Annotated in this window: 16 protein-coding genes; 11 read left to right on the top strand and 5 right to left on the bottom strand. The window is 47.5% G+C overall.

The window, feature by feature from the left end:
• Positions 1 to 192: 192 nt before the first annotated feature.
• The 6 genes from P8H32_RS10980 (at position 193) to coq7 (ending at position 6846) form a co-directional block, all read left to right on the top strand.
• Positions 193 to 1404, top strand: coding sequence for a DUF3426 domain-containing protein (locus P8H32_RS10980; protein WP_301089391.1), 1212 nt, complete (start codon positions 193 to 195; stop codon positions 1402 to 1404).
• 235 nt (positions 1405 to 1639) lie between these two features.
• Positions 1640 to 2689 carry a tRNA dihydrouridine synthase DusB gene (gene dusB, locus P8H32_RS10985; RefSeq protein ID WP_297291128.1) on the top strand — a complete coding sequence of 350 codons (1050 nt, stop codon included), beginning with the start codon at positions 1640 to 1642 and terminating at the stop codon, positions 2687 to 2689.
• A gap of 47 nt (positions 2690 to 2736) precedes the next feature.
• On the top strand, positions 2737 to 3036 hold the full coding sequence (gene fis / locus P8H32_RS10990; protein ID WP_085760476.1) for a DNA-binding transcriptional regulator Fis: 300 nt from the start codon (positions 2737 to 2739) through the stop codon (positions 3034 to 3036).
• A 100-nt stretch (positions 3037 to 3136) separates the two neighbouring features.
• Entirely contained in the window at positions 3137 to 4714 is a 1578-nt protein-coding gene (gene purH / locus P8H32_RS10995) for a bifunctional phosphoribosylaminoimidazolecarboxamide formyltransferase/IMP cyclohydrolase (protein ID WP_297291129.1), read from the top strand.
• Between the two features lie 18 nt (positions 4715 to 4732).
• Positions 4733 to 6022, top strand: a complete 1290-nt coding sequence (purD, locus tag P8H32_RS11000; RefSeq protein ID WP_301089392.1) for a phosphoribosylamine--glycine ligase — start codon at positions 4733 to 4735, stop codon at positions 6020 to 6022.
• Between the two features lie 182 nt (positions 6023 to 6204).
• Positions 6205 to 6846, top strand: coding sequence for a 2-polyprenyl-3-methyl-6-methoxy-1,4-benzoquinone monooxygenase (gene coq7, locus P8H32_RS11005; RefSeq protein WP_297291131.1), 642 nt, complete (start codon positions 6205 to 6207; stop codon positions 6844 to 6846).
• Positions 6847 to 6959: 113 nt separating this feature from the next.
• Here coq7 and epmA read toward each other — a convergent pair whose 3' ends face one another.
• Complete coding sequence (gene epmA / locus P8H32_RS11010) at positions 6960 to 7928, bottom strand: EF-P lysine aminoacylase EpmA (protein WP_301089393.1); 969 nt, start codon at positions 7926 to 7928, stop codon at positions 6960 to 6962.
• Positions 7928 to 8497: an elongation factor P gene (gene efp / locus P8H32_RS11015; protein ID WP_297291133.1), complete on the bottom strand. Its 570-nt coding sequence runs from the start codon at positions 8495 to 8497 to the stop codon at positions 7928 to 7930. Before efp ends, epmA begins: the two co-directional genes overlap by 1 nt.
• Positions 8498 to 8742: 245 nt before the next feature.
• Between efp and epmB the strand changes: the two genes are divergently transcribed.
• The 3 genes from epmB to P8H32_RS11030 all read left to right on the top strand — a co-directional run bounded on the left by epmB (position 8743) and on the right by P8H32_RS11030 (position 14138).
• Positions 8743 to 9762 carry an EF-P beta-lysylation protein EpmB gene (gene epmB / locus P8H32_RS11020; RefSeq protein ID WP_301089406.1) on the top strand — a complete coding sequence of 340 codons (1020 nt, stop codon included), beginning with the start codon at positions 8743 to 8745 and terminating at the stop codon, positions 9760 to 9762.
• Positions 9763 to 10131: 369 nt separating this feature from the next.
• A complete protein-coding gene (locus P8H32_RS11025) occupies positions 10132 to 11925 on the top strand; it encodes a hypothetical protein (RefSeq protein ID WP_301089394.1) in 1794 nt (597 codons plus the stop codon).
• Between the two features lie 122 nt (positions 11926 to 12047).
• Positions 12048 to 14138: an EAL domain-containing protein gene (locus tag P8H32_RS11030; RefSeq protein WP_301089395.1), complete on the top strand. Its 2091-nt coding sequence runs from the start codon at positions 12048 to 12050 to the stop codon at positions 14136 to 14138.
• 149 nt (positions 14139 to 14287) lie between these two features.
• On the opposite strand, the gene serB is transcribed toward P8H32_RS11030, so the two are convergent.
• Entirely contained in the window at positions 14288 to 15499 is a 1212-nt protein-coding gene (serB, locus tag P8H32_RS11035; protein WP_297291137.1) for a phosphoserine phosphatase SerB, read from the bottom strand.
• Positions 15500 to 15697: 198 nt separating this feature from the next.
• Here serB and P8H32_RS11040 point away from each other — a divergent pair, with 198 nt between their 5' ends.
• A complete protein-coding gene (locus P8H32_RS11040; RefSeq protein WP_301089396.1) occupies positions 15698 to 16975 on the top strand; it encodes a hypothetical protein in 1278 nt (425 codons plus the stop codon).
• A 6-nt stretch (positions 16976 to 16981) separates the two neighbouring features.
• Here P8H32_RS11040 and parC read toward each other — a convergent pair whose 3' ends face one another.
• The gene (parC, locus tag P8H32_RS11045; RefSeq protein ID WP_301089397.1) at positions 16982 to 19255 is read right to left on the bottom strand and encodes a DNA topoisomerase IV subunit A; all 2274 of its coding nucleotides are present in this window, start codon (positions 19253 to 19255) and stop codon (positions 16982 to 16984) included.
• Between the two features lie 215 nt (positions 19256 to 19470).
• Between parC and P8H32_RS11050 the strand changes: the two genes are divergently transcribed.
• Positions 19471 to 20331, top strand: coding sequence for a hypothetical protein (locus tag P8H32_RS11050; protein ID WP_301089398.1), 861 nt, complete (start codon positions 19471 to 19473; stop codon positions 20329 to 20331).
• A gap of 15 nt (positions 20332 to 20346) precedes the next feature.
• Here P8H32_RS11050 and dtd read toward each other — a convergent pair whose 3' ends face one another.
• On the bottom strand, positions 20347 to 20784 hold the full coding sequence (gene dtd / locus P8H32_RS11055) for a D-aminoacyl-tRNA deacylase (RefSeq protein ID WP_297292667.1): 438 nt from the start codon (positions 20782 to 20784) through the stop codon (positions 20347 to 20349).
• Between the last annotated feature and the right edge of the window lie 76 nt (positions 20785 to 20860).

A 20860-nucleotide genomic window follows, 5' to 3' on the forward strand; every position in this document is an offset into this window, starting at 1 on the left:
CGGGAACCCAGCACTGTAGATTCCCGCCTTCGCGGGAATGACAGAACATCACTGGACCGGCATAACAGAACATCACGGGAATGACAGCACAAGCTTGGATTTACTTCACAAACAGAGGATAAGCCCTCGTTTTTTCTGTAAAAAGCGATACACTTAATACAAATAACGACCCGCTAACCAGGACCGCTAACTATGACCAGCCAGGTCACGCAATGCCCCAGTTGTAATACCTCATTTCGAGTGACCGAAGTGCAACTTAGCATTGCCAATGGTGTAGTGCGTTGCGGTTCTTGCCTGCATATCTTTAATGCGGTCGACCATTGGTTAAGCTACCCCGCAACAGATAACAGCCCCGACCAACCTACCGATCCCCCTCCTCTGGAAACTGAACTCACCGAACCAGAAGAGACAGCTGCAGCTGAAACCACTGCCTCCCCGGATGATATTTTTGGTGACGACCTTTTTGCCGACGATAACCTGAACGAATTGATTCACCAAGATGCCAATGATAATGATGGCGACTTCAGCGATTCTTTTCTGGATCTCGACAAGAATGAAGAGAGTCCAACGGCTATGTTTAAAGAACTGGACGAGCTAGGTGAAGACAATGGCCCGGAAGAAGAAGACTGGGCCCGTAAACTACTGGAGGAAGAAGCAGGAGAATCAGTAGAATCCAAAGATGAATTTTCCAACCTGTTTGAATTCCGGGAAGAAGACGAAACACCTTTAGACCCACAATTGCTGAACACTCCCAATGAACGGGATGAGGAAGTAGAAGCCACCACCGTCCCTGAAGATGAGTTTGTGCCAAGTGATGAATCCATAGTCGCCGGCGACCGTATTGGTTTTGGTAAAACCGACCTGCTAGCTAATATTGAACCCGAGCCTGTAGAATTAGATATCGCCCCCCAGCGCAACCGCTGGGTCAAACTTGCCTGGGCCGCCAGTATTGTGCTGGCGGGGCTGTTATTGGTTGCACAAAATGTCGTCTTTAACTTTGACCGCCTGTCCCGGGATAGCAGCTACCGCCCTGCCTTTACCAGCATCTGCTCGGTTTTTGGCTGCCAAGTACCTGCACTCCATGACACCAACCTGATACGCTCATCCAACCTGATGGTACGCAGCCACCCGGAACTAAAACACGCACTGGTAGTAGACGCCATTATTATTAATCGAGCCGATTTCAAGCAGCAATTCCCAGTGATGGAACTGCAGTTTACTGATATCGACGGTGCCATAGTCGCTGGCAGACGCTTTAAACCACAGGAATATCTGGCGGGCGAGCTAACAGGTACCAGTACTATGCCCACGAAACAACCGATCCATATCTCCCTGGAAATCGTCGACCCCGGCGAACAAGCCGTCAATTACCAGTTGCGCTTTTACCCCTCACAAGGCAGCTAGAAATGTCATTCCCGTCTTCGCGGGAATGACAACCCTCTCGGAAGTCAACAAAAAAATTGTACAAAAGTTGTGCGATAAAACTTTATCTTAAGGCCACTTACCATTATTATAGCGCCTCTTTTTTGAGCGGAATCCGGTCGACATTCGATGTGACGAATACACATCGTTTTAGGAAAAGACAAAATCATCTGCTGTATCTATCGTACTACTAGTCATTCACTACCCAGGATGTGCAGTGTTTCAAATTGGCCCCTATACATTGGCCAGTCGAGTTGTGCTTGCACCTATGGCTGGCGTTACTGACCTCCCCTTTCGGCAGCTGTGCCGGCGGTTTGGGGCGGGGCTGGTAGTCTCTGAAATGGTGACCAGTGATACCCGGTTGTGGAATACCCGCAAATCCCGGTATCGCCTAAACCACGACGGCGAGGCAGAACCCCGGTCAGTACAAATTGCCGGTGGTGATGCCTTAATGATGGCAGATGCGGCGAAACTAAATGTCGAGCGCGGTGCCCAAATCATTGATATCAATATGGGCTGCCCGGCAAAGAAAGTCTGCAAGAAGGCCGCAGGCTCAGCCTTGCTAAAAGACCAGGCTTTGGTCACCGACATATTACAAGCAGTGGTTGCTGCCGTGGATGTGCCGGTAACACTAAAGATACGCACCGGCTGGTCACCGGAGCAGCGCAACGGTCTTGATATTGCCCGTATTGCCGAAGACAGCGGTATAGCCGCCCTGGCAGTCCACGGCAGAACAAGAGCTTGCCGATTTAATGGCGAGGCAGAATACAACACCATTGCCCAGATCAAAGCAGCGGTGGATATACCGGTCATTGCCAATGGGGATATCGACTCCCCGCAAAAAGCATTACAGGTTATGCAGTACACCGGCGCTGATGCGGTGATGGTCGGACGAGCGGCTCAGGGCAGACCCTGGCTATGCCGCGAAATAGATCGATTTATCAGCAGCGGTGATCTTATAGAATCACCGGGTACAGAAGAAGTTAAAAGCATTCTGTTAGAACACCTGAATGCCTTACACGCCTTTTATGGCGAGTTTATGGGGGTCAAAATTGCTCGTAAACATGTGGGGTGGTATCTGCAGGCAACAGATAACAATGCTGAATTTCGCAAGCACTTTAACCAGCTGGAATCAGCTGAGTTACAAAGTGATGCCATTGAGAATTACTTTCAGCTAATACTGGAGCAAGACAACACAATCAATAAGCAAGGCAGCGTCTCGAAAGACCGCCCTGCCACCATTAACAAAGAGGTAATAGCAGCATGAAAAATAGTGACACTCTCCCAGGCAGCGCACCAATACCCGTCGCTGAAATGGTGTCAGATTTTGACCAGACAGAGCAAGATGTTCAAAAGCAACATTTAACCAATGCACCCGTCGCCCAGGCCCAGACTTTACGTGACAGTGTATCGATTGCTTTAAACAACTATTTTGCCCACCTTGAAGGTCAAGACGTAACTGACGTTTACGAAATGGTATTATCAGAAGTTGAAGCACCGCTACTTGAAGAAGTGATGAAGTACACCCGCAACAACCAGACTAAAGCCTCAATCTTATTGGGCTTGAACCGCGGTACATTGCGTAAAAAATTAAAGCAGTACGGTTTGCTATAAGTCGCTTAGCGGCAGGAAAAAGGGGTGATTCTTTCACCCCTTTTTCCGTTTTAGGTTTTTACAATTTTCTCACCCCAACATTAAAGATACCCACAACATTATGAGCAACGATCAAAATCTTCTGCCTATCAAACGCGCGCTAATCAGCGTTTCCGATAAATCCGGCATTGTTGAATTTGCCCAGGCCCTGCAAGCACAGGGTGTAGAAATCCTTTCTACCGGCGGCACCTATAAACTATTGTGCGATAACAATGTTAACGCTATAGAAGTGTCAGAGTACACCGGCTTCCCGGAAATGATGGATGGCCGTGTAAAAACTCTACACCCAAAAGTACATGGCGGTATTCTTGCTCGCCGCGGCCAAGACGATGCAGTCATGGCAGAACACGGTATCAATGCGATTGATATGGTTGTGGTTAACCTTTACCCCTTTGAACAAACCGTTGCCAACCCGGACTGCTCGTTAGAAGATGCGATTGAAAATATCGATATCGGCGGCCCCACCATGGTGCGCGCAGCGGCCAAAAATAATGCCTTCGTCAATATTGTGGTTAACGCCTCAGATTACGCCGCCATTTTAGAAGAAATGAACAACAATAACGGCGCCACATCACAGGCAACTCGTTTTGATTTAGCGATTAAAGCTTATGAGCATACTTCAGCTTATGACGGTGCCATTGCCAATTACTTTGGTCATAAGGTACCGGGTGGCAATGATAACTTCCCACGCACCTTCAATAGCCAATTTACCAAAACTCAAGATATGCGTTACGGTGAAAACTCTCATCAGAACTCAGCGTTTTATACTGAGAAAAATCCAGCTGCGGGCTCTATTGCAACTTCAACACAGTTACAGGGTAAAGAATTATCCTATAACAATATTGCCGACACCGATGCCGCCCTGGAATGCGTTAAGCAATTCTCTGAGCCTGCTTGTGTGATTGTAAAACATGCCAACCCTTGTGGCGTTGCGATTGCCGCGGATATTAAAACTGCATATGACCTGGCTTTTGAGACTGATACTGAATCTGCATTTGGTGGCATTATCGCCTTTAATCGCGAACTGGATGCCGCAACCGCAGAAGCCATTTGCGAACGTCAATTTGTTGAAGTGATTATTGCACCAACCGTTTCTAAAGAAGCTGTTGATGTGGTGACAGCCAAGAAAAATGTTCGTCTATTAGAGTGTGGCCAATGGGGCGATGCGGTTGCCGACTTTGATTTCAAACGTGTTAACGGTGGTTTATTAGTTCAAGACCGCGATATGGGTGTTATCACTGAAGCGGACTTAAAGATTGTGACTAAGCGCCAACCTACCGAAGCTGAAATTCGCGACTTATTATTTACCTGGAAAGTCGCTAAGTTTGTTAAGTCCAATGCCATTATCTACGGCAATGACGGTCGCACTATTGGCGTAGGCGCAGGTCAAATGAGCCGCGTTAACTCTGCACGTATTGCTGGCATTAAAGCTGAGCATGCTGGTTTAGAAGTTAAAGGTTCGGTGATGGCTAGTGATGCATTCTTCCCATTCAGCGATGGTATTGAAAACGCCGCTGCCGCCGGTATTAGCTGCGTGATTCAGCCCGGTGGTTCTATCCGTGACGATGAAGTCATTGCGGCGGCGGATAGCGCCAATATGGCGATGGTCTTTACCGGCATGCGACACTTCCGTCACTAAGAGAAAGAGAACAGAAAAATGAACGTACTTGTTATTGGATCTGGTGGTCGTGAACATGCGTTGGCATGGAAGGCTGCACAGTCACCTGATGTTGAAACGGTTTTTGTTGCACCCGGCAATGCCGGAACTGCGATAGAGCCAAACTGCAGCAACATAGCCATTGATACAATGGACTTTTCGGCTCTTGCGGCCTTCGCCGCTAATAACGGTGTAGGCTTAACCATTGTTGGTCCAGAAGCGCCTCTAGTTGAAGGTGTGGTTGATTTTTTTGCGGAAAAAAATCTGCGTTGTTTTGGCCCCAGTAAAGGCGCTTCACAACTTGAAGGTTCTAAATCTTTTACCAAAGATTTTTTAGCACGCCATGATATTCCTAGCGCCTTCTATAAAACTTTTACTGAGATTGACCCTGCACTGGCTTATATCAAAGAAAAAGGCGCGCCTATTGTTGTTAAAGCTGACGGCTTGGCAGCGGGTAAAGGTGTTATTGTTGCCATGACTGAAGCGGAAGCGGAAGATGCTATACGCGATATGTTAGCGGGCAATGCTTTTGGTGAGGCCGGTCATCGTGTTGTGATTGAAGGTTTTCTTGAAGGTGAAGAGGCCAGCTTTATTGTGATGGTTGACGGTAAAAATATTTTACCGATGGCTACCAGCCAGGATCACAAACGCGCAGAAGATGGCGACAAAGGTCCTAACACTGGCGGTATGGGCGCTTACTCTCCCGCCCCGGTTGTTACTGATAAAGTTTACCAACGCATTATGAAAGAAGTGATTGAACCTACGGTTGCCGGTATGGCCGCTGAAGGTAACGACTACACCGGCTTTCTTTATGCGGGTTTAATGATTAGTAGTGACGGCGCACCGCAGGTGATTGAATATAACTGTCGTTTTGGCGACCCGGAAACCCAGCCTATTATGATGCGTTTGCAAGGTGACTTAGTTGCTATGTGTAATGCCGCTTTAGATAGCAAACTGGATACTGTTTCTGCCGAGTGGGATTCGCGCTGTGCTGTTGGTGTGGTACTTGCCGCAGGCGGTTACCCAGCCAGCTATGGCAAAGGCGCTATTATTTCTGGTCTCGATGCCGCCGCTGACGTGAGTAACAGTAAAGTCTTTCACGCCGGCACCGCTTTGGATAATGGCGAAGTCGTTACCAGTGGTGGCCGTGTATTATGTGCAACCGCGTTAGGTAATAGCGTTACCGAAGCCCAGCAACAAGCTTACCAACAAGTTAAAGCTATCGATTGGGATAAGGTGTATTATCGCAATGATATCGCCTACCGTGCGATTGAACGAGAACAGGGCTAACCCCCACCCCGCGAAGGAACGTCATCCCCGCGAAGGCGGGGACCCAGCGCTGTAGATTCCCGCCTTCGCGGGAATGACAGAATATTCGCGGGAATGACAGAATATTCGCAGGAATGACAGAATATTCGCCAGAATGACAGAATATTCGCGGGAATGACAGACTAGTTTATAGGTAAAAAAATATGCAGCGCCGTTTATCTTTTGTCGACAAACTAATCAGCAATGCTGATCAGGCGCTGCGTACACTGGTTCCCACCGCTGCCAACTCCATGGCTCCCAGCCCCGCCGAAAAAAAAGATCACGCCGAATTTTCCGAGCAAGAGCAAAAACATATTGGCGGTTTAATGCGTATCAACCATACCGGTGAAGTTTGCGCCCAGGCTTTATACCAAGGCCAGGCACTCACCGCCAAGTTGCCAGAAGTCCGCGAAGAAATGGAACAGGCTGCACAGGAAGAAATTGATCATTTGGTTTGGTGTGAACAGCGCCTTAATCAATTAGGTAGCCGCACCAGTTTTTTAAATCCGGTTTTTTATGCCGCCTCTTTTTCTATTGGCGCAGCGGCAGGTTTAGTCGGTGATAAATGGAGTTTAGGTTTTGTAGCAGCAACGGAAGACCAGGTCTGCAAGCACTTAAAGGATCATTTGGAGCAGCTACCGGAAAACGACGAAAAAAGCCGCGCTATTCTTGAACAAATGCTGGAAGATGAAGCCATACATGGCAGCAACGCTTTGGCCGCGGGCGGACATGAGTTTTCGGCACCGGCTAAAAAATTAATGGCCGCCATGTCAAAGGTAATGACAAAAACCACTTATCGCATTTAAACAAAAAACCGTCGTTCCCGCGCAGGCGGGAATCTAGCCTGCATGCTTATGCTGTTATTTACGCTAAAGCGGAAATCGACAGCGCTGGATTCCCGCCTGCGCGGGAATGACAGTCAGGCTCTGTCTATGGAGAAGCTAATCGCTTCGGCAATCCCCTTTAGCCCCTGGCTAAGCATCAACAATCGATCCACCCCCAAAGCAACGCCCGCACAACTGGGCAAACCCTGCTCCATAGCGGCCAATAAAAACTGATCCGCTTCAACAGTCGGTGCAGACAACACCTGCCGCAGTTGATGATCTTTTTTAAACCGCTGTTTTTGTTCTTCAACATCGGTTAATTCAAAATAACCATTGGCCAGCTCAAGTCCCTGGCAATATAACTCAAAGCGCTGCGCCACAGCGTTACCGTTATTGTCCATACCGATTTTTGCCAGTGCAGATTGGGAGGAGGGATAATCAATAATAAATACCGGTGTATCAATCCCCAAGGTAGGTTCAATGGACTCTGCCATTAATAGATTTAACCAATCATCTTTTTGCTCGCTTTCCATCTGTATATCAAGGTGCTGCCGGGCAATAGATCTTATTGCTTCACAATCACTGCTATGTGGATCAACGGAAAAATGCTTTAAAAACAGATCGTGGTAAGTCACTCTCTCGAAGGGCTGCTGATTATTTAAAACTTCAGAAACCAGAGCTTCAACTTCATTCATTAACTGGTGATGATCAAAATCCGGGCGATACCATTCCAGCATGGTAAATTCAGGATTATGTCGACCACCTGCTTCGCCTTTACGAAACGCCTTGCAGATTTGATAGATAGGGCCAGAATCCGCCGCCAATAAACGCTTCATCGCATACTCAGGAGAAGTCTGTAAAAAATAGCTATCTTGTTGGCCCACAGGATTATCCGCCATCAACACATCCATATAAGGATCAGTAACAGAATATTTAGCCAGTAAGGGAGTGTCTACTTCGAGGATATTGCGAGCAGTAAAAAACCGCCGGATAGTAGCTAGCAAATCGGCCCGCGCTTTTAAGGTTTTAAGCGAAGCCGATGGCTGCCAGTGTGAGTCGGTCATTAACCTTTGGCGCGGCTAACGTATTCACCGGTGCGAGTATCAATACGCAATACTTCACCGATATTTACAAACAGCGGTACACGAACAACAGCACCAGTTTGCAATGTAGCTGGCTTGCTACCGCCCTGCGCGGTATCGCCTTTAAGACCAGGGTCAGTTTCGGTCACTTCCAACTCAACAAAATTGGGCACGGTAATGGTTAGGGGGGAACCGTTATACAAAGTCACCTCACAACGATCCTGCTCTTTTAACCATTTGGCTTCATCACCCACTGCTGTCGCATCAGCCTGATGCTGCTCAAAGGTTTCTGGCTCCATAAAATACCAGAACTCACCATCGTTATAGAGATATTCCATTTCCATATCCATCACATCCGCCCCTTCCAGAGCTTCACCGGACTTTAACGAGCGCTCCCAAATACGGCCGGTTTTTAGGTTGCGAAATTTAACTCGACTAAAGGCCTGGCCCTTACCAGGGCGAACAAATTCATTTTCTACGATGGTGCAAGGATCACCCTCAACCATTAGCTTCAGACCGTTTTTGAATTCATTAGTGGAGTATGTTGCCATGTTATTTCCTAATTTCTCTTGAGCAAAGATATGCTTTAAACCATTGATTTTAAAGGCATTAAATAAAAGCCTTGCAGACTAGGCTGCTATAATTGCAGGCGATTATACATGAGCAGGGCAACGAACATAAGCATAAGCCTGCCAAGCTAAAATACCGGTTATTAAAAACGGGGAAGGTTGGCTGCAAAAAGCAGGTGGATTACAATCCTCCCTGCGCTCGACTCTATCACTACTCAAAGGCTGTAATGAAAACCCTAACCCCCGCCATTCCCCAAGCCGAGCTACATACCACAGAAAGCTGGCAACAAACTTTGGCCAATGTGGTTCGCCAACCGGATGAGCTGTTTAGCCTTTTAAAGCTGGATAAAACCACCCTGCCCGCCGCCATCGCAGCCTGCAAGGATTTTCCCTTAAGAGTCCCGCGCTCTTTTGTGGCCAGAATGAAAACCGGCTGTGTGGATGACCCACTGCTTAAGCAAGTTTTACCGCTAGGTGCTGAGCTGGATTACCAACCCGGATTTACTGATGACCCCTTGGGCGAGCTTGATAGCAATCCAATACCGGGCTTGATTCATAAATACCATGGTCGTGTCTTGCTGATCGTCAGTGGTGGCTGTGCGATTAACTGCCGTTATTGCTTCCGCCGTCACTTCCCTTACCAGGACAACAACCCTTCCCGGGCAGAGCGGCAGCAGATGCTGGACTATCTACGCAGTGACCCATCGATTCAGGAAGTGATTTTTAGCGGTGGTGATCCATTAGCAGCCAGCGACCAGCTGCTTAGTGAATTGGTTAGGGATATCGCCGCTATCCCCCATATCACCACCCTGAGGGTCCATAGCCGTATGCCCATCGTGATTCCACAGCGTATCACCGAGCAATGCCTGCAATGGTTAACGGACACCCGACTCAATACGGTGATGGTAGTGCATTGCAACCACGCCAACGAGATAGATGATCACGTCCAACAGAGCCTTCGTCAACTCAATGAGGCGGGGATTACTGTACTTAACCAGGCCGTATTATTAGCTGGCGTTAATGATGATGCCGAGAGCCTGATAGCCCTGAGCAAGGCTCTGTTTACAGCTGGCACCCTGCCCTATTACCTGCATAGTCTGGATAAAGTAAAGGGGGCGGCCCATTTCCAGGTAACGGAGCCGCGGGCCAAAGCGCTTATTGACCAGCTTCTGAACCAGTTGCCGGGCTATTTAGTACCTAAATTGGTTAAAGAGGTTGCGGGAGCTGGCTCAAAAACCCCTATTTAACTGTCCGGGATAAACCTCATTATGAGGGCGGTGCTGGATATTGAGGGGGATGGCGGCTGAGAAGCTTGAGTATTAGAGAGGGAGTGAGCAAGAGTTGGGGTTTCAGGGGACGCTTAAACCCTCTACCCACCTCAGCTCGTTCCCACACCATCTACTAGCCCAATCAAACAACCAACACCTCAACCTTATATATAAGCAAAACCCTGCGGCAGTTCTCTTTTTCAGCCAAGCAGTGACAGAATAGGTGCTAATCACGCCGTTTCTACTATCCTGTAATATAATTAAAACAATCAGGTAGCGTAACTTCCTAATCATTCAATAATTAAACACATTAATGTTGAGACCCCGGCTTTAATGAGTAGCGACAACATGATGAGACTGAAGATTCCACGGCAGGAACTCGAAAAAAGCAGCTTCTTTGCCAACAGCAATGAAGCTGTTGATCATTGGGTAGCTAATCTTCCGATGGCAAACCTGGGCCAGAGTACACGCCTGCTTTACCGGGCACTGGCTGAACTCAATCAGGTAAAAATACTGCCTAACAAGCGCTTCGAGGTATTGGAAAAGCTACGCCCCCCTATCTACCTAGTCAGTAAATCCCTGACCAAGCACTATATCAACCAGCCCATTGTATTACCGGAACAGCCCCGCAAGGTCGTGGTATTAGCCCATACCCTCCACCAGCAACTGGCTACCGGATATACCATTGTCGCCAGCCATACTGAAGCATTAGGCAAAGGCGCCGACTTTAGCAATCCCGACGCACTGATTGCCAAGGCCCTGCATCGGGCAACCACCGACTACACCATCAATATTCTGCGCCATTACCAGCTCTATGAGCCGGTCAATAAGCGCATATGGAGTGACCTGCACCAGTTTTACTGCCTGGCCAAACGGCAGAATATATTAGGCCAACAAGTTACCGATGATAAATTTGGCAGCAGCACCGTTGAAAACTGCTACAAACGCGCGCTGTTAATTGGCTGCTGCAAACCCAATCAACTACGGCAGGAAGACCTGCTGGGCATCTTTAAGCCCCTCACAGAATGGGCTGGCCTTTGCCAGCTTGGCCCTGCCAGTAATGAGAGCTTGTTTATTATTGACCCCAAGGCAGATAAGCCTCCTGTTTACCGCGAGCTGTTCAAATCAACCATTGATCCCGAATGGATGAGCCTGGACACCAAGCCATTGGCAACATTCCTGAAAGCACTAAGAGAAAAAGCCAAGCCCGAAAGCCTCAAGGCCGATGCTGGTAATTACCAGGTATCTACTGACCTGCTGGGTCATTTGATACTGGCCTGGGATTCCATGAGTAAACGTACCTTTATGCGTCTGGAGGCCAACGACGTATTGGAACTGTGTATCGGCTTAAGCGCTACCCACCATTTTTTATCAGGTGAAGTAAATTTTGAAGCCCTGGTTGAAGAGCACGGTGCCAAGACCTTTACCATGCAGACCGAAAACCCCTTTATGAAGGTGCAAACACAACAGCATCGTAGCAAAGATGTCTGGGACAGCCCCTACGAAGCCAACGTTGGGCAAACCAGCGTCTCGCTGGAGTCTATTGAATTTCATATTCGCAATAATGAACAACAAGAAACAGATAACACACAAAAGTACTGCAGCCACAACGTACAGATGTTGAATTCAAGCGCCCATGGCTATTGTGTAAAATGGCCCCCGGAAGCTGAAGCCTATATCAAAACCGGAGAGATTGTCGGCATTAAAGAAACCAGCAGCCATCACTGGAGCATCGCCGTTATACGCTGGGTTAAACATTCTGCAGATCAGCAAATACAAATGGGGCTGGAACTTATCAGCCCCAGCGCAACCCCCTATGGCGCACGCATTATTCGTAAAACCGGTGACAACGCAGAATATATGCGGGTACTGATGTTACCAGAGGTGGCCGTTAGCAATCAGCCGATTACACTGTTAACTCCGCGTGTGCCCTTTAAGACAGGTCTTAAAGTCATACTGAACCAACGCGGTAAAGAAATTCAGGCCACCCTGACAAAAAGACTTAATGAGACCGGTGCCTATAACCAATTTGAGTTTAAGCAAGTCTCTGGTACCCACCTGCAAGTCGAAAGCGAGCAGGACAAAACCGATGCAAACGACCCAACCGGCGGCAATTTTGATTCCCTCTGGGGCAATTTGTAAAAAATGATAAGTAGAGCCTAAGTTTTACTAGGCGCAGACTTCAATCTTGGTAATAATAACTGCACTGAAATTCTCCACAGCGAATAACTCGCATTCCATCCCCTAAGGACGCCACGGGATTTATGGTCAGGAAACGTACTATAAAATTATTGCTGATCAATGAATCAGATAACGAAGGCGAACGCCTGATCAGCTTATTCCGCAATGCCGGAAGAGTTGCCAGAGCCCAACGCGCCACCTCAGCCGAAGACCTGCACAGACTACTCGAGCAGGAAAGCTGGGATTTATTAATCGCCAATGACAAGCACCCTGAAATAGCCGTTGAGCAATGCCTTGAGCATCTGAAAAAACAAGATAGCGATTTGCCGGCCATTATTATTCGCGATAATAATGCTGAAGCGGCGTTAGAGGCCGGGGCCAATGATGTTATTAACAGCGATGATGACCAGCGCTTAATCTTTGCTGCCTTTCGCGAGCTGCGCTACCTGGAGAGTTACCGTGAACTAGCCGCTACCCAAGCCAAGCTGGCAGATGCAGAAGAACGCAGCGCCATGCTGCTATCAAAATCTGACGACGCCATCGCCTACCTGTCCGACGGTATGTTAATTAGCAGCAACCCATTATTTTGCAGCCGCTTTGGCTACGACGATCCGGAGGAGCTGGACTGCGCTCCGATGATTGATTTAATCGATGCCGACGACCATGAGAATTTTAAAGGCCTGCTTAAAGCCCAAATCAATAATAAGGAAAGCAGCACCGATTTTAATTTCAAGGGCATCAACCAATCCGGGGAAAGTTTTTCTGCCTCAATGCAACTTAACAATGCAGTGTTTGATGAAGAACCCTGCATTCAACTCACCATCAAAGGTGCACAAGCGAGTAGCGGTGGCAGGAGTAACCCTGACATAAACCCAACTACAGGTTTGTATAGCTGCCAATACTTTCTGGCGCAACTGGATTCAATCAGTAAACAGGCAAGTACCGGCACCTATTTATCCAACCTGCTTTATATCAGCGTGGATAAATTCGCCTCCATTAGAAGCCGCTATGGCATTGCCCATGCCCATAATATTGTGTTGGACCTGGCTCAATTTATTCAAGACCTGAACCAGAAAAACGGCGAAGACAGCAGTTGCCTGGCTCACTACTGTGACGACAGCTTGACCTTAATGTTGCCAAATACCAGCACAGAAAAAGCCCTGCAATATGCCAGTGATCTTTGCCAAAAAATTGCTGAACATATTGTAGAAATTGATGGTCAATCTATTCAATGTACCGTCAGTATCGGCCTTCTGGCTATTGATGGTAAATCTTCAGAAGACGCCGAAACCTTAATTGACAACGCCTTCAGCGCCAGTGAACAACTCAGTAACAAAGTCGACCGTGATGGCACAGGTAATGATGTTGAACTCTATGTTGCGGTCAAGGAAAAGAAAGCCCTTGGCGACGCCAGCGGCGATGATGAACTCGATACCTTTATTCAGGAAGCAATTGAAGATGGGCGCTTTAAACTGACCTTCCAGCCTGTTGTTAGTTTGCGCGGCAGCAGCGGTGATCATTATGAAGTCAGGACGACGATGACCAGTGATGAAGATGAAGTACTCGCCCCCAGTCAGTTTTTAAACAAGATTAATTTTAGTGGTACCAATACCCGCCTCGATCGCTGGATTTTATTAGAGGCTACTAAAAAACTTTCAGCACAAATTGAAAGCGGCCACGATACCCGCGTAATCATCAACCTGACTAACAATGCCCTGCAGGATGAAAGCCTGATTGCCTGGCTGGGGGTTGCCCTTAAAGCCGGAGGCATTACTCCAGAAGCATTAACTTTCCAATTTCTTGAATCCGATATTACTGACTTCCTGAAGCCCGCAAAAATATTCGCCGAAGCCGTTAAAGAATTAGGCTGTAAACTGTCTGTCACCAATTTTGGCAAGGGGGATGATCCCTTCAGGGCGCTAAACCATATTAATGCAGACTACGCGAAAATAGCCCCTGAGCTGACAGAAGCTCTGCAAAATGGCGGTGACGCCCAGGATATTAAAGCGATGGTGGGCACAATTAATGAAGGTAATATACAGGCGATTATCAGCGGCGTAGAAAATGCCGCGGCATTAGCCCAGCTTTGGCAAATCGGTGTGGATTATATTCAGGGCAGCTACCTTGCCAGCCAATCCAGTGAAATGGATTACGAATTTACGGATATTGCGTAAACCTGTCATCCCCCTAAAACAACGTCATTCCCGCGAAGGCGGGAACCCAGCGCTGTATATTTCCGCTTAAGCGGAAATAACAGCATAAGCATGCAGGCTGGATTCCCGCCTTCGCGGGAATGACGTTGCTTTAGGGGAATGACGTTGTTTTAGGCTGAATGCCTATCGCCGATTCCTAACAAATATAAAATACCATCCAGCCCTAATGTGGAGATAGACTGCTTGGCAGACTCCTTCACAATTGGCTTTGCCCTAAAGGCAATGCCCAAGCCGGCAATACTTAACATCGGTAAGTCATTGGCTCCATCGCCTACCGCAATGGACTGCTCCAACGAAATATTTTCCTGCTCGGCAATACTTTTTAACAACTCGGCTTTGCGAGCGCCATCAACGACTCGGCCGATTACATTGCCCGTTACCTTGCCATCAACAATTTCCAAATCATTGGCATAAACATAATCAATATCCAGCTTGCGCTGCAAGTACTCGCCAAAATAATTAAAGCCGCCACTGAGGATTGCCGTTTTATAGCCCAGGCGTTTTAAATTAGAGACCAGCTTCTCTGCACCTTCAGTAACAGGTAAATTTTTGGCGATATCAGCCAGCACCGACTCATCCAAACCTTTTAATAAAGCAACACGGGCAGCAAAGCTTTCGGTAAAGTCTAACTCACCGCCCATAGCACGTTCAGTAATCTCAGCCACTTGGTCACCAACGCCAGCCGCCTTAGCCAACTCATCAATCACCTCTGCTTCAATCAAGGTAGAGTCCATATCAAAAACCACCAGACGGCGGTTGCGGCGGAACATATTGTCTTCCTGAAAGGCAATATCAATATCGAAGCGGCTAGTCAGTTCCATAAGCTGGCTACGGAAAGCCGGGGTGTCTACCACCTCACCGCGCACAGAAAACTCGACACAGGCTTTGGTCTGCTCCTGTACATTATCCAGGGGCACACGGCCTGAGAGACGGTCAATACGATCAATATTAAGGCTATTATTGGCCACTACGGCAGTTACCGCGGATAAATGCTCTGCGGTAATCATACGCGCTAACAGGGTGACTATATGGCGAGGTTTGCCCTGCCCCAGCACCCAATGGCCATAGCTCTGTTCATCAATTGGAGAAAAGCGAACCGTTAAACCCAGCTCATGGGTGCGAAATAAAATATCTTTTAACACCGGAGAAGACTCTGCAGTGGCAGGCACTTCCACCAGAATGCCCAATGACAGCGTATCGTGGATAACCGCCTGGCCAATATCCAGAATATTGACCTCATAGCCCGCCAGTATTTCAGTGACGGAGGAAGTCAGCCCCGGTTTATCGTCGCCAGCAACATTAATTAAAATAATTTCTTTCACAGGTTTTAACCTTGTTATCCATTAAATACCACCGCAGAACATCTAAGGATGTGACTAAAAAGTCACTAAAGGGTGGCTTACTGGGGCGCTATTGTAACGGCAGTCAGTGATTGCTCCAAATATTCACCAGCGTTTTTTCTACCATGGTTTATAATAACTCCCCAGCAATACCGCAATCACCACTATATGCTGTGATAAATGCTTAATAAGCTTATCCATCAATTCCTACACCTCACCCTTGCTCGTAAAATAGCATGGCTTTGTGCCACCTGTAGTTTACTGGCCTCCCTGACCTTGATTCTGGCCAGCCACCATGGCGACCGGCAACTGATTGAGCGCAGCAGCCAACTGTTTGGCGACAGCCTGGCCCAGCAACTGGCAAGAGATGCCAGCAACCCGCTGGTACAGGGAGACAAACTCAGCCTGCAATCCATACTGAATAAACTGGTAGCAAGCCCGATTGTTTTACGCGGCGCTATCTATGATGTGGAAAACCGCCCCATCGCCGAAGCGGGAGAGCAGCAAGCGCAAGGCCAATCTTTATCGGCATCGATTACCTTTCAAGATAGCATTGCCGGTTATGCGGTGATTACATTGGATGCCAAACCCTTATTACAACAAGCCAAAAGCACCCATTGGCAACTGGCCTTTTTAGCCATTCTACTATCAGCGTTTTGTTATTTAATGGCCCTTTTACCTGCCAGGCAATTAAGCGCGGTATTATTAGACTTGGCGACCATAACTCGTCTTCCTAAAAGTAGACGAACAGATAATACCCGTATTGATTACCCAGGCCAGGACGAGTTGCAACAATTGGCCAATATTATTCTGGCACTGCCGCCACCACCAGAACCGGCTAAGGCAACTATTAGCTCCTCTCTCAGCCCCGCTATTTTAGCCATTGAAATTATCAATTTAAAAACACTACAACAGGATCAAAATCCCCAGTCATTATCACAGAGTCTGGTGACGTTGAAGCAGCAACTGGACATGATTTGTAAATTGTATGAAGGGGAATTACAGGTCAACCGTAGCAATGGTTTTAGTATTCACTTTAAACCCACGGACGATGAAAACAATTATCCATTCAGGGCGCTATGTTCCGGCTATCTGCTGATACAGTGGATGCAAGAGCAGCAAATATTTAAGCTCCGTGTTGGTCTGGCACTGGATGGCAAATCGGGTAAACATACCTCAGGAATCGACAAGGATCTGGCATTGCAGGCTACCACTGAGCAAGCTCTTGATATTGCGATTGAAGGGAAGTTAGTGATTAACTCAACGATTTATAATCACGCCAGTGTCGGTAGTCGTGTACAGAGTAGTATCACTCACCATACAGACACGGCTTCAAAAAGTAGTAACCGTATTGTAGAAACATTACTGGAACCTTATGGCGCCCTATTAGAGCGCCAGCTGCAAACCTTGCAATCCCAGGCTGGCCCCGCAACAAACCGATGTCCTTCGCCGGAATGACGAGGGCTACGATTTTTCTTCGGGGCTAATGATTTCTACGCCATCTACCTTTTGAAAACCCCGTGGCAGCTTGTGGCCACGCCGTCCCCGCTCGCCAATATAATGATCCAATTCTTTGAACTTCATATTAACGTGGCGTTTGCCAGCATAGACTCGCAAGGTATCTTTCTCACGGATAATATTGACCGACACCATAAATTCTTCACGGGCTTGCAATCTTGACGTAGGGATACCAATGATTTTATTCCCTTTACCCCGACCCATAATCGGCAATTCATTTAAGGGGAATAACAACATGCGGCCTTCATTGCTGACAGCAACAACAAAAGCATCTTCAACACTGTTACTACCCACCATCGCTGGCTGTATCACCTGGCCACCTTTGGGTACCGTTAATGCCGCTTTACCCGCTTTATTTTTGGTTTGCAGGTCAGACACTTTTACCACAAAACCGTAGCCGGCATCGGAGGCTAATAAAAATAAATCATCCGCCGAGCCCATCATTAAGCCTTCAAAGCTGGCGCCGGATGGAGAATTGATACGTCCTGTTAGAGGCTCACCCTGGCCACGGGCCGAAGGCAAACTGTGGGCTGCAACAGTATAGGCCTTGCCACCGGAGTCTAATATCATGGCAGATTGGTTAGACTTACCTCTTGCCGCCAAATGAAAACCATCGCCGGACTTATAATTCAAACTGGCCGGGTCCATATCATGGCCTTTGGCAGCGCGAATCCAACCTTTGGCAGACATGATTACCGTCACTGGCTCAGTAGTCATTAATTCTTCTTCGCTAAAAGCTTTGGCATCATCACGGGCAACAATCGGTGAACGGCGGTCATCGCCAAACTGTTCTGCGGCTTCTGCCAGCTCTTTGCGCACCAGGGTTTTTAACCGGCGAGTTGAGCCAATAATTTTTTCCAGCTCTTCTTTTTCTTTTTCCAGCGCTTCTTCTTCTTCGCGAATTTTCATTTCTTCCAAGCGGGCCAACTGACGCAACTTGGTTTCCAAAATATATTCCGCCTGCATCTCGACTAAATCAAAACGCTCCATTAAAACCTGCTTGGGTTTTTCTTCTTCACGAATAATACGAATCACTTCATCCACATTGAGATAGACAATCATCAATGCCGCTAATCGCATCAAACGCTCTTCAACTTTTTGCAAGCGGTATTGCAAACGACGCTTGGTAGTGTCAGTACGGAATTCCAACCACTCTTTTAAAATTTTATCGAGGGACTTCACTTCCGGGCGACCATCAATACCAATCATATTAAGATTGACGCGATAGGTTTTTTCCAAATCAGTGGAAGCAAATAAATGATTCATCATCGGCTCAATATCCACGCGGTTAGAGCGCGGAATAATCACCAGCCGGGTTGGGTTTTCGTGGTCAGACTCATCGCGCAAGTCAGCGACCATGGGTAATTTTTTAGCGTGAATCTGTTGGGCAATCTGTTCCAGCACTTTGGAACCGGAAACCTGGTGGGGCAGTGCTGTAACTACCACATCGGTACCTTCTTTTTGCCATACTGCACGCATGCGAATACTGCCCTTGCCGGTTTTGTACATATTCTGGATATCTGCCAACGGCGTAATGATCTCAGCTTCTGTTGGGTAATCCGGGCCTTTGATATATTCGCTTAAATCTTCAAGGGTCGCCTTGGGCTGCTCTAACAGATGGATACAGGCGTTAACCACTTCCCGCATATTATGGGGCGGAATATCGGTAGCCATACCGACAGCAATACCGGTGGTACCGTTCAACAGTACCGTAGGCACCCTGGAGGGCATAACCTGCGGCTCATCCAGGGTGCCATCAAAGTTAGGCTGCCAATCAACCGTGCCCTGCCCCAATTCAGAAAGCAGCAACTCGGAGAAAGGCGATAATTTGGATTCCGTGTAACGCATGGCCGCAAAGGACTTCGGGTCATCACTGGAACCCCAGTTACCCTGACCATCCACCAGCGGGTAGCGATAGGAAAAGTCCTGCGCCATCAGCACCATCGCTTCATACACCGAGCTATCGCCGTGGGGGTGGAATTTACCAATCACATCACCCACAGTACGGGCGGACTTCTTGTATTTGGCGGCGGCTTTTAAACCTAACTCGCTCATGGCATAGACAATACGGCGCTGTACAGGCTTTAGGCCATCGGCAATATTGGGCAGGGCCCGGTCGAGAATAACGTACATGGAATAATCCAGATAGGCCTTCTCGGTATAGCTCTTAAGTGAGATTTGTTCAACGCCATCATCGGCGATATTGAACTGGTCGGACATAGTATTTTCTCGGTTTTTTTATAGGGATAGCCAAGCTGATTATCACTGATAAATCAGTCTGTTACCAGACAAAAAGGCAAGGGATTAACCCTGCTCTTTTATTACTTATAAGGTTTGCATACGCCCATATTACCGAGGCCAGAGTATCGACGGCCATAACCACTAGCGCGATTTGTATGACATAATAGCTATATCATTCACTAATCATATTAACCATGCCCGTTACTCATCACCCTACAACTGCATTGCTATTGCTATCTATATTGATACTTGCCCTGTATACCAATGTAGCCAATGCAGATTCAGTGACCGATATCCGAAAACACTTATTTGAAAATCAGCGTAATGTGATTATGTTGCGCAAAGAAAAAGAAGCCTTTATTAAAGAACTGCAAGAGGTAGAGGCCCAGCGAGAGCTCAATACAGAAACCGATGCGATTAATGCTGAAATTCTGGAAATCAAAGATTCCATTGAAGTAGCCAAAATCCTGATTAAAAACCTCTCTGAACTGGTCGCCCAGCAACGGCTATCACTGGCAACACTTGAAAGCGGCACACCGCCCTCTGCCCTGGATATTGCACTGAATAAAGCACTCAACAGCAATTTACCTGAGTTACTTAAAAACCTCTCAACCAACCCGGCTGCCCGTAAAGATATCGCCCGGCTCAAAGCACTACTTAAGCAACAGGCCCGACTCAGTACCGGACCCAACACCTACGGAAATTCAGTTTCTTTAGCGAAAGAACAGCAAGTGGCAGAGGATGAATTTCTACGGCTACTCGCATTGTTTAGTCGCGGCAACGCCGACGAAGCTGAAGACAAAACCATCCGGATTAGTGGCATCAATAACAACGCCCCCTATGACGAAAAAGATATTCTAAGTTATTTAGGCCATGAGCAGTATCATATGGAAACCACCGTCTACAGTGGCACAATGACATTTATGGTAGACGGTCGCCCCTGGGAGCTCGAGGTTCCAACAGAAGAGAACGAGGCTACCTATATCATTATTTATGATATAGGCAAGGAAGAACCACGATTGGTGATGTTTAATAAATCACTTTTACTGGAATAAAGGTTGCTGGAATAGCTAGACTTCTAACAAAAAAGTCACCGGCCCATCATTCACCAATGACACGTTCATATCCGCAGCAAACTGCCCTGTGGCAACCGTCATGGACCTTGCTCGAATATTTTCTACTAATAACTTATAAAGCCTTTCAGCGACATCAGGTTTGGCTGCCGATGAAAAACCGGGACGCAAACCCTTTTTGGTATCCGCTGCCAAAGTAAATTGGGAAACCACCAACAGGCCACCCTGTATATCGCTAACGCTTAAATTCATTTTGCCATCAGCATCAGAAAATACGCGATAGGCCAGCAAACGATCAACCATTTTATCAACGGTAGTTTCGTCATCTTGTTTTTCTACACCTAGCAGGACTAATAAACCCTGATTAATTTCACCAATGATTTTATTCTCTACTGCCACACTGGCTTCGGTGACTCGTTGTATTAATGCCTTCAATACTTTCTCTCTTATTATTTTACTACTGCGTCATTCCCGCGCAGGCGGGAACCCAGCACTGTAGATTCCCGCCTGT

It is taken from the genome of Oceanicoccus sp. (assembly GCF_029238675.1).
In the GTDB taxonomy this organism is placed as follows: domain Bacteria; phylum Pseudomonadota; class Gammaproteobacteria; order Pseudomonadales; family Dasaniaceae; genus Oceanicoccus.

What these genes read in the sequence shown, in the direction of transcription:
- P8H32_RS10980 (WP_301089391.1), top strand. Translation starts at nt 193, where the DNA reads ATGACCAGCCAGGTCACGCAATGCCCCAGTTGTAATACCTCATTTCGA.
- fis (WP_085760476.1), top strand. Translation starts at nt 2,737, where the DNA reads ATGGTGTCAGATTTTGACCAGACAGAGCAAGATGTTCAAAAGCAACAT.
- purH (WP_297291129.1), top strand. Translation starts at nt 3,137, where the DNA reads ATGAGCAACGATCAAAATCTTCTGCCTATCAAACGCGCGCTAATCAGC.
- purD (WP_301089392.1), top strand. Translation starts at nt 4,733, where the DNA reads ATGAACGTACTTGTTATTGGATCTGGTGGTCGTGAACATGCGTTGGCA.
- coq7 (WP_297291131.1), top strand. Translation starts at nt 6,205, where the DNA reads ATGCAGCGCCGTTTATCTTTTGTCGACAAACTAATCAGCAATGCTGAT.
- epmA (WP_301089393.1), bottom strand. Translation starts at nt 7,928, where the DNA reads ATGACCGACTCACACTGGCAGCCATCGGCTTCGCTTAAAACCTTAAAA.
- efp (WP_297291133.1), bottom strand. Translation starts at nt 8,497, where the DNA reads ATGGCAACATACTCCACTAATGAATTCAAAAACGGTCTGAAGCTAATG.
- epmB (WP_301089406.1), top strand. Translation starts at nt 8,743, where the DNA reads ATGAAAACCCTAACCCCCGCCATTCCCCAAGCCGAGCTACATACCACA.
- P8H32_RS11025 (WP_301089394.1), top strand. Translation starts at nt 10,132, where the DNA reads ATGATGAGACTGAAGATTCCACGGCAGGAACTCGAAAAAAGCAGCTTC.
- P8H32_RS11030 (WP_301089395.1), top strand. Translation starts at nt 12,048, where the DNA reads ATGGTCAGGAAACGTACTATAAAATTATTGCTGATCAATGAATCAGAT.
- P8H32_RS11040 (WP_301089396.1), top strand. Translation starts at nt 15,698, where the DNA reads ATGCTTAATAAGCTTATCCATCAATTCCTACACCTCACCCTTGCTCGT.
- parC (WP_301089397.1), bottom strand. Translation starts at nt 19,255, where the DNA reads ATGTCCGACCAGTTCAATATCGCCGATGATGGCGTTGAACAAATCTCA.
- P8H32_RS11050 (WP_301089398.1), top strand. Translation starts at nt 19,471, where the DNA reads ATGCCCGTTACTCATCACCCTACAACTGCATTGCTATTGCTATCTATA.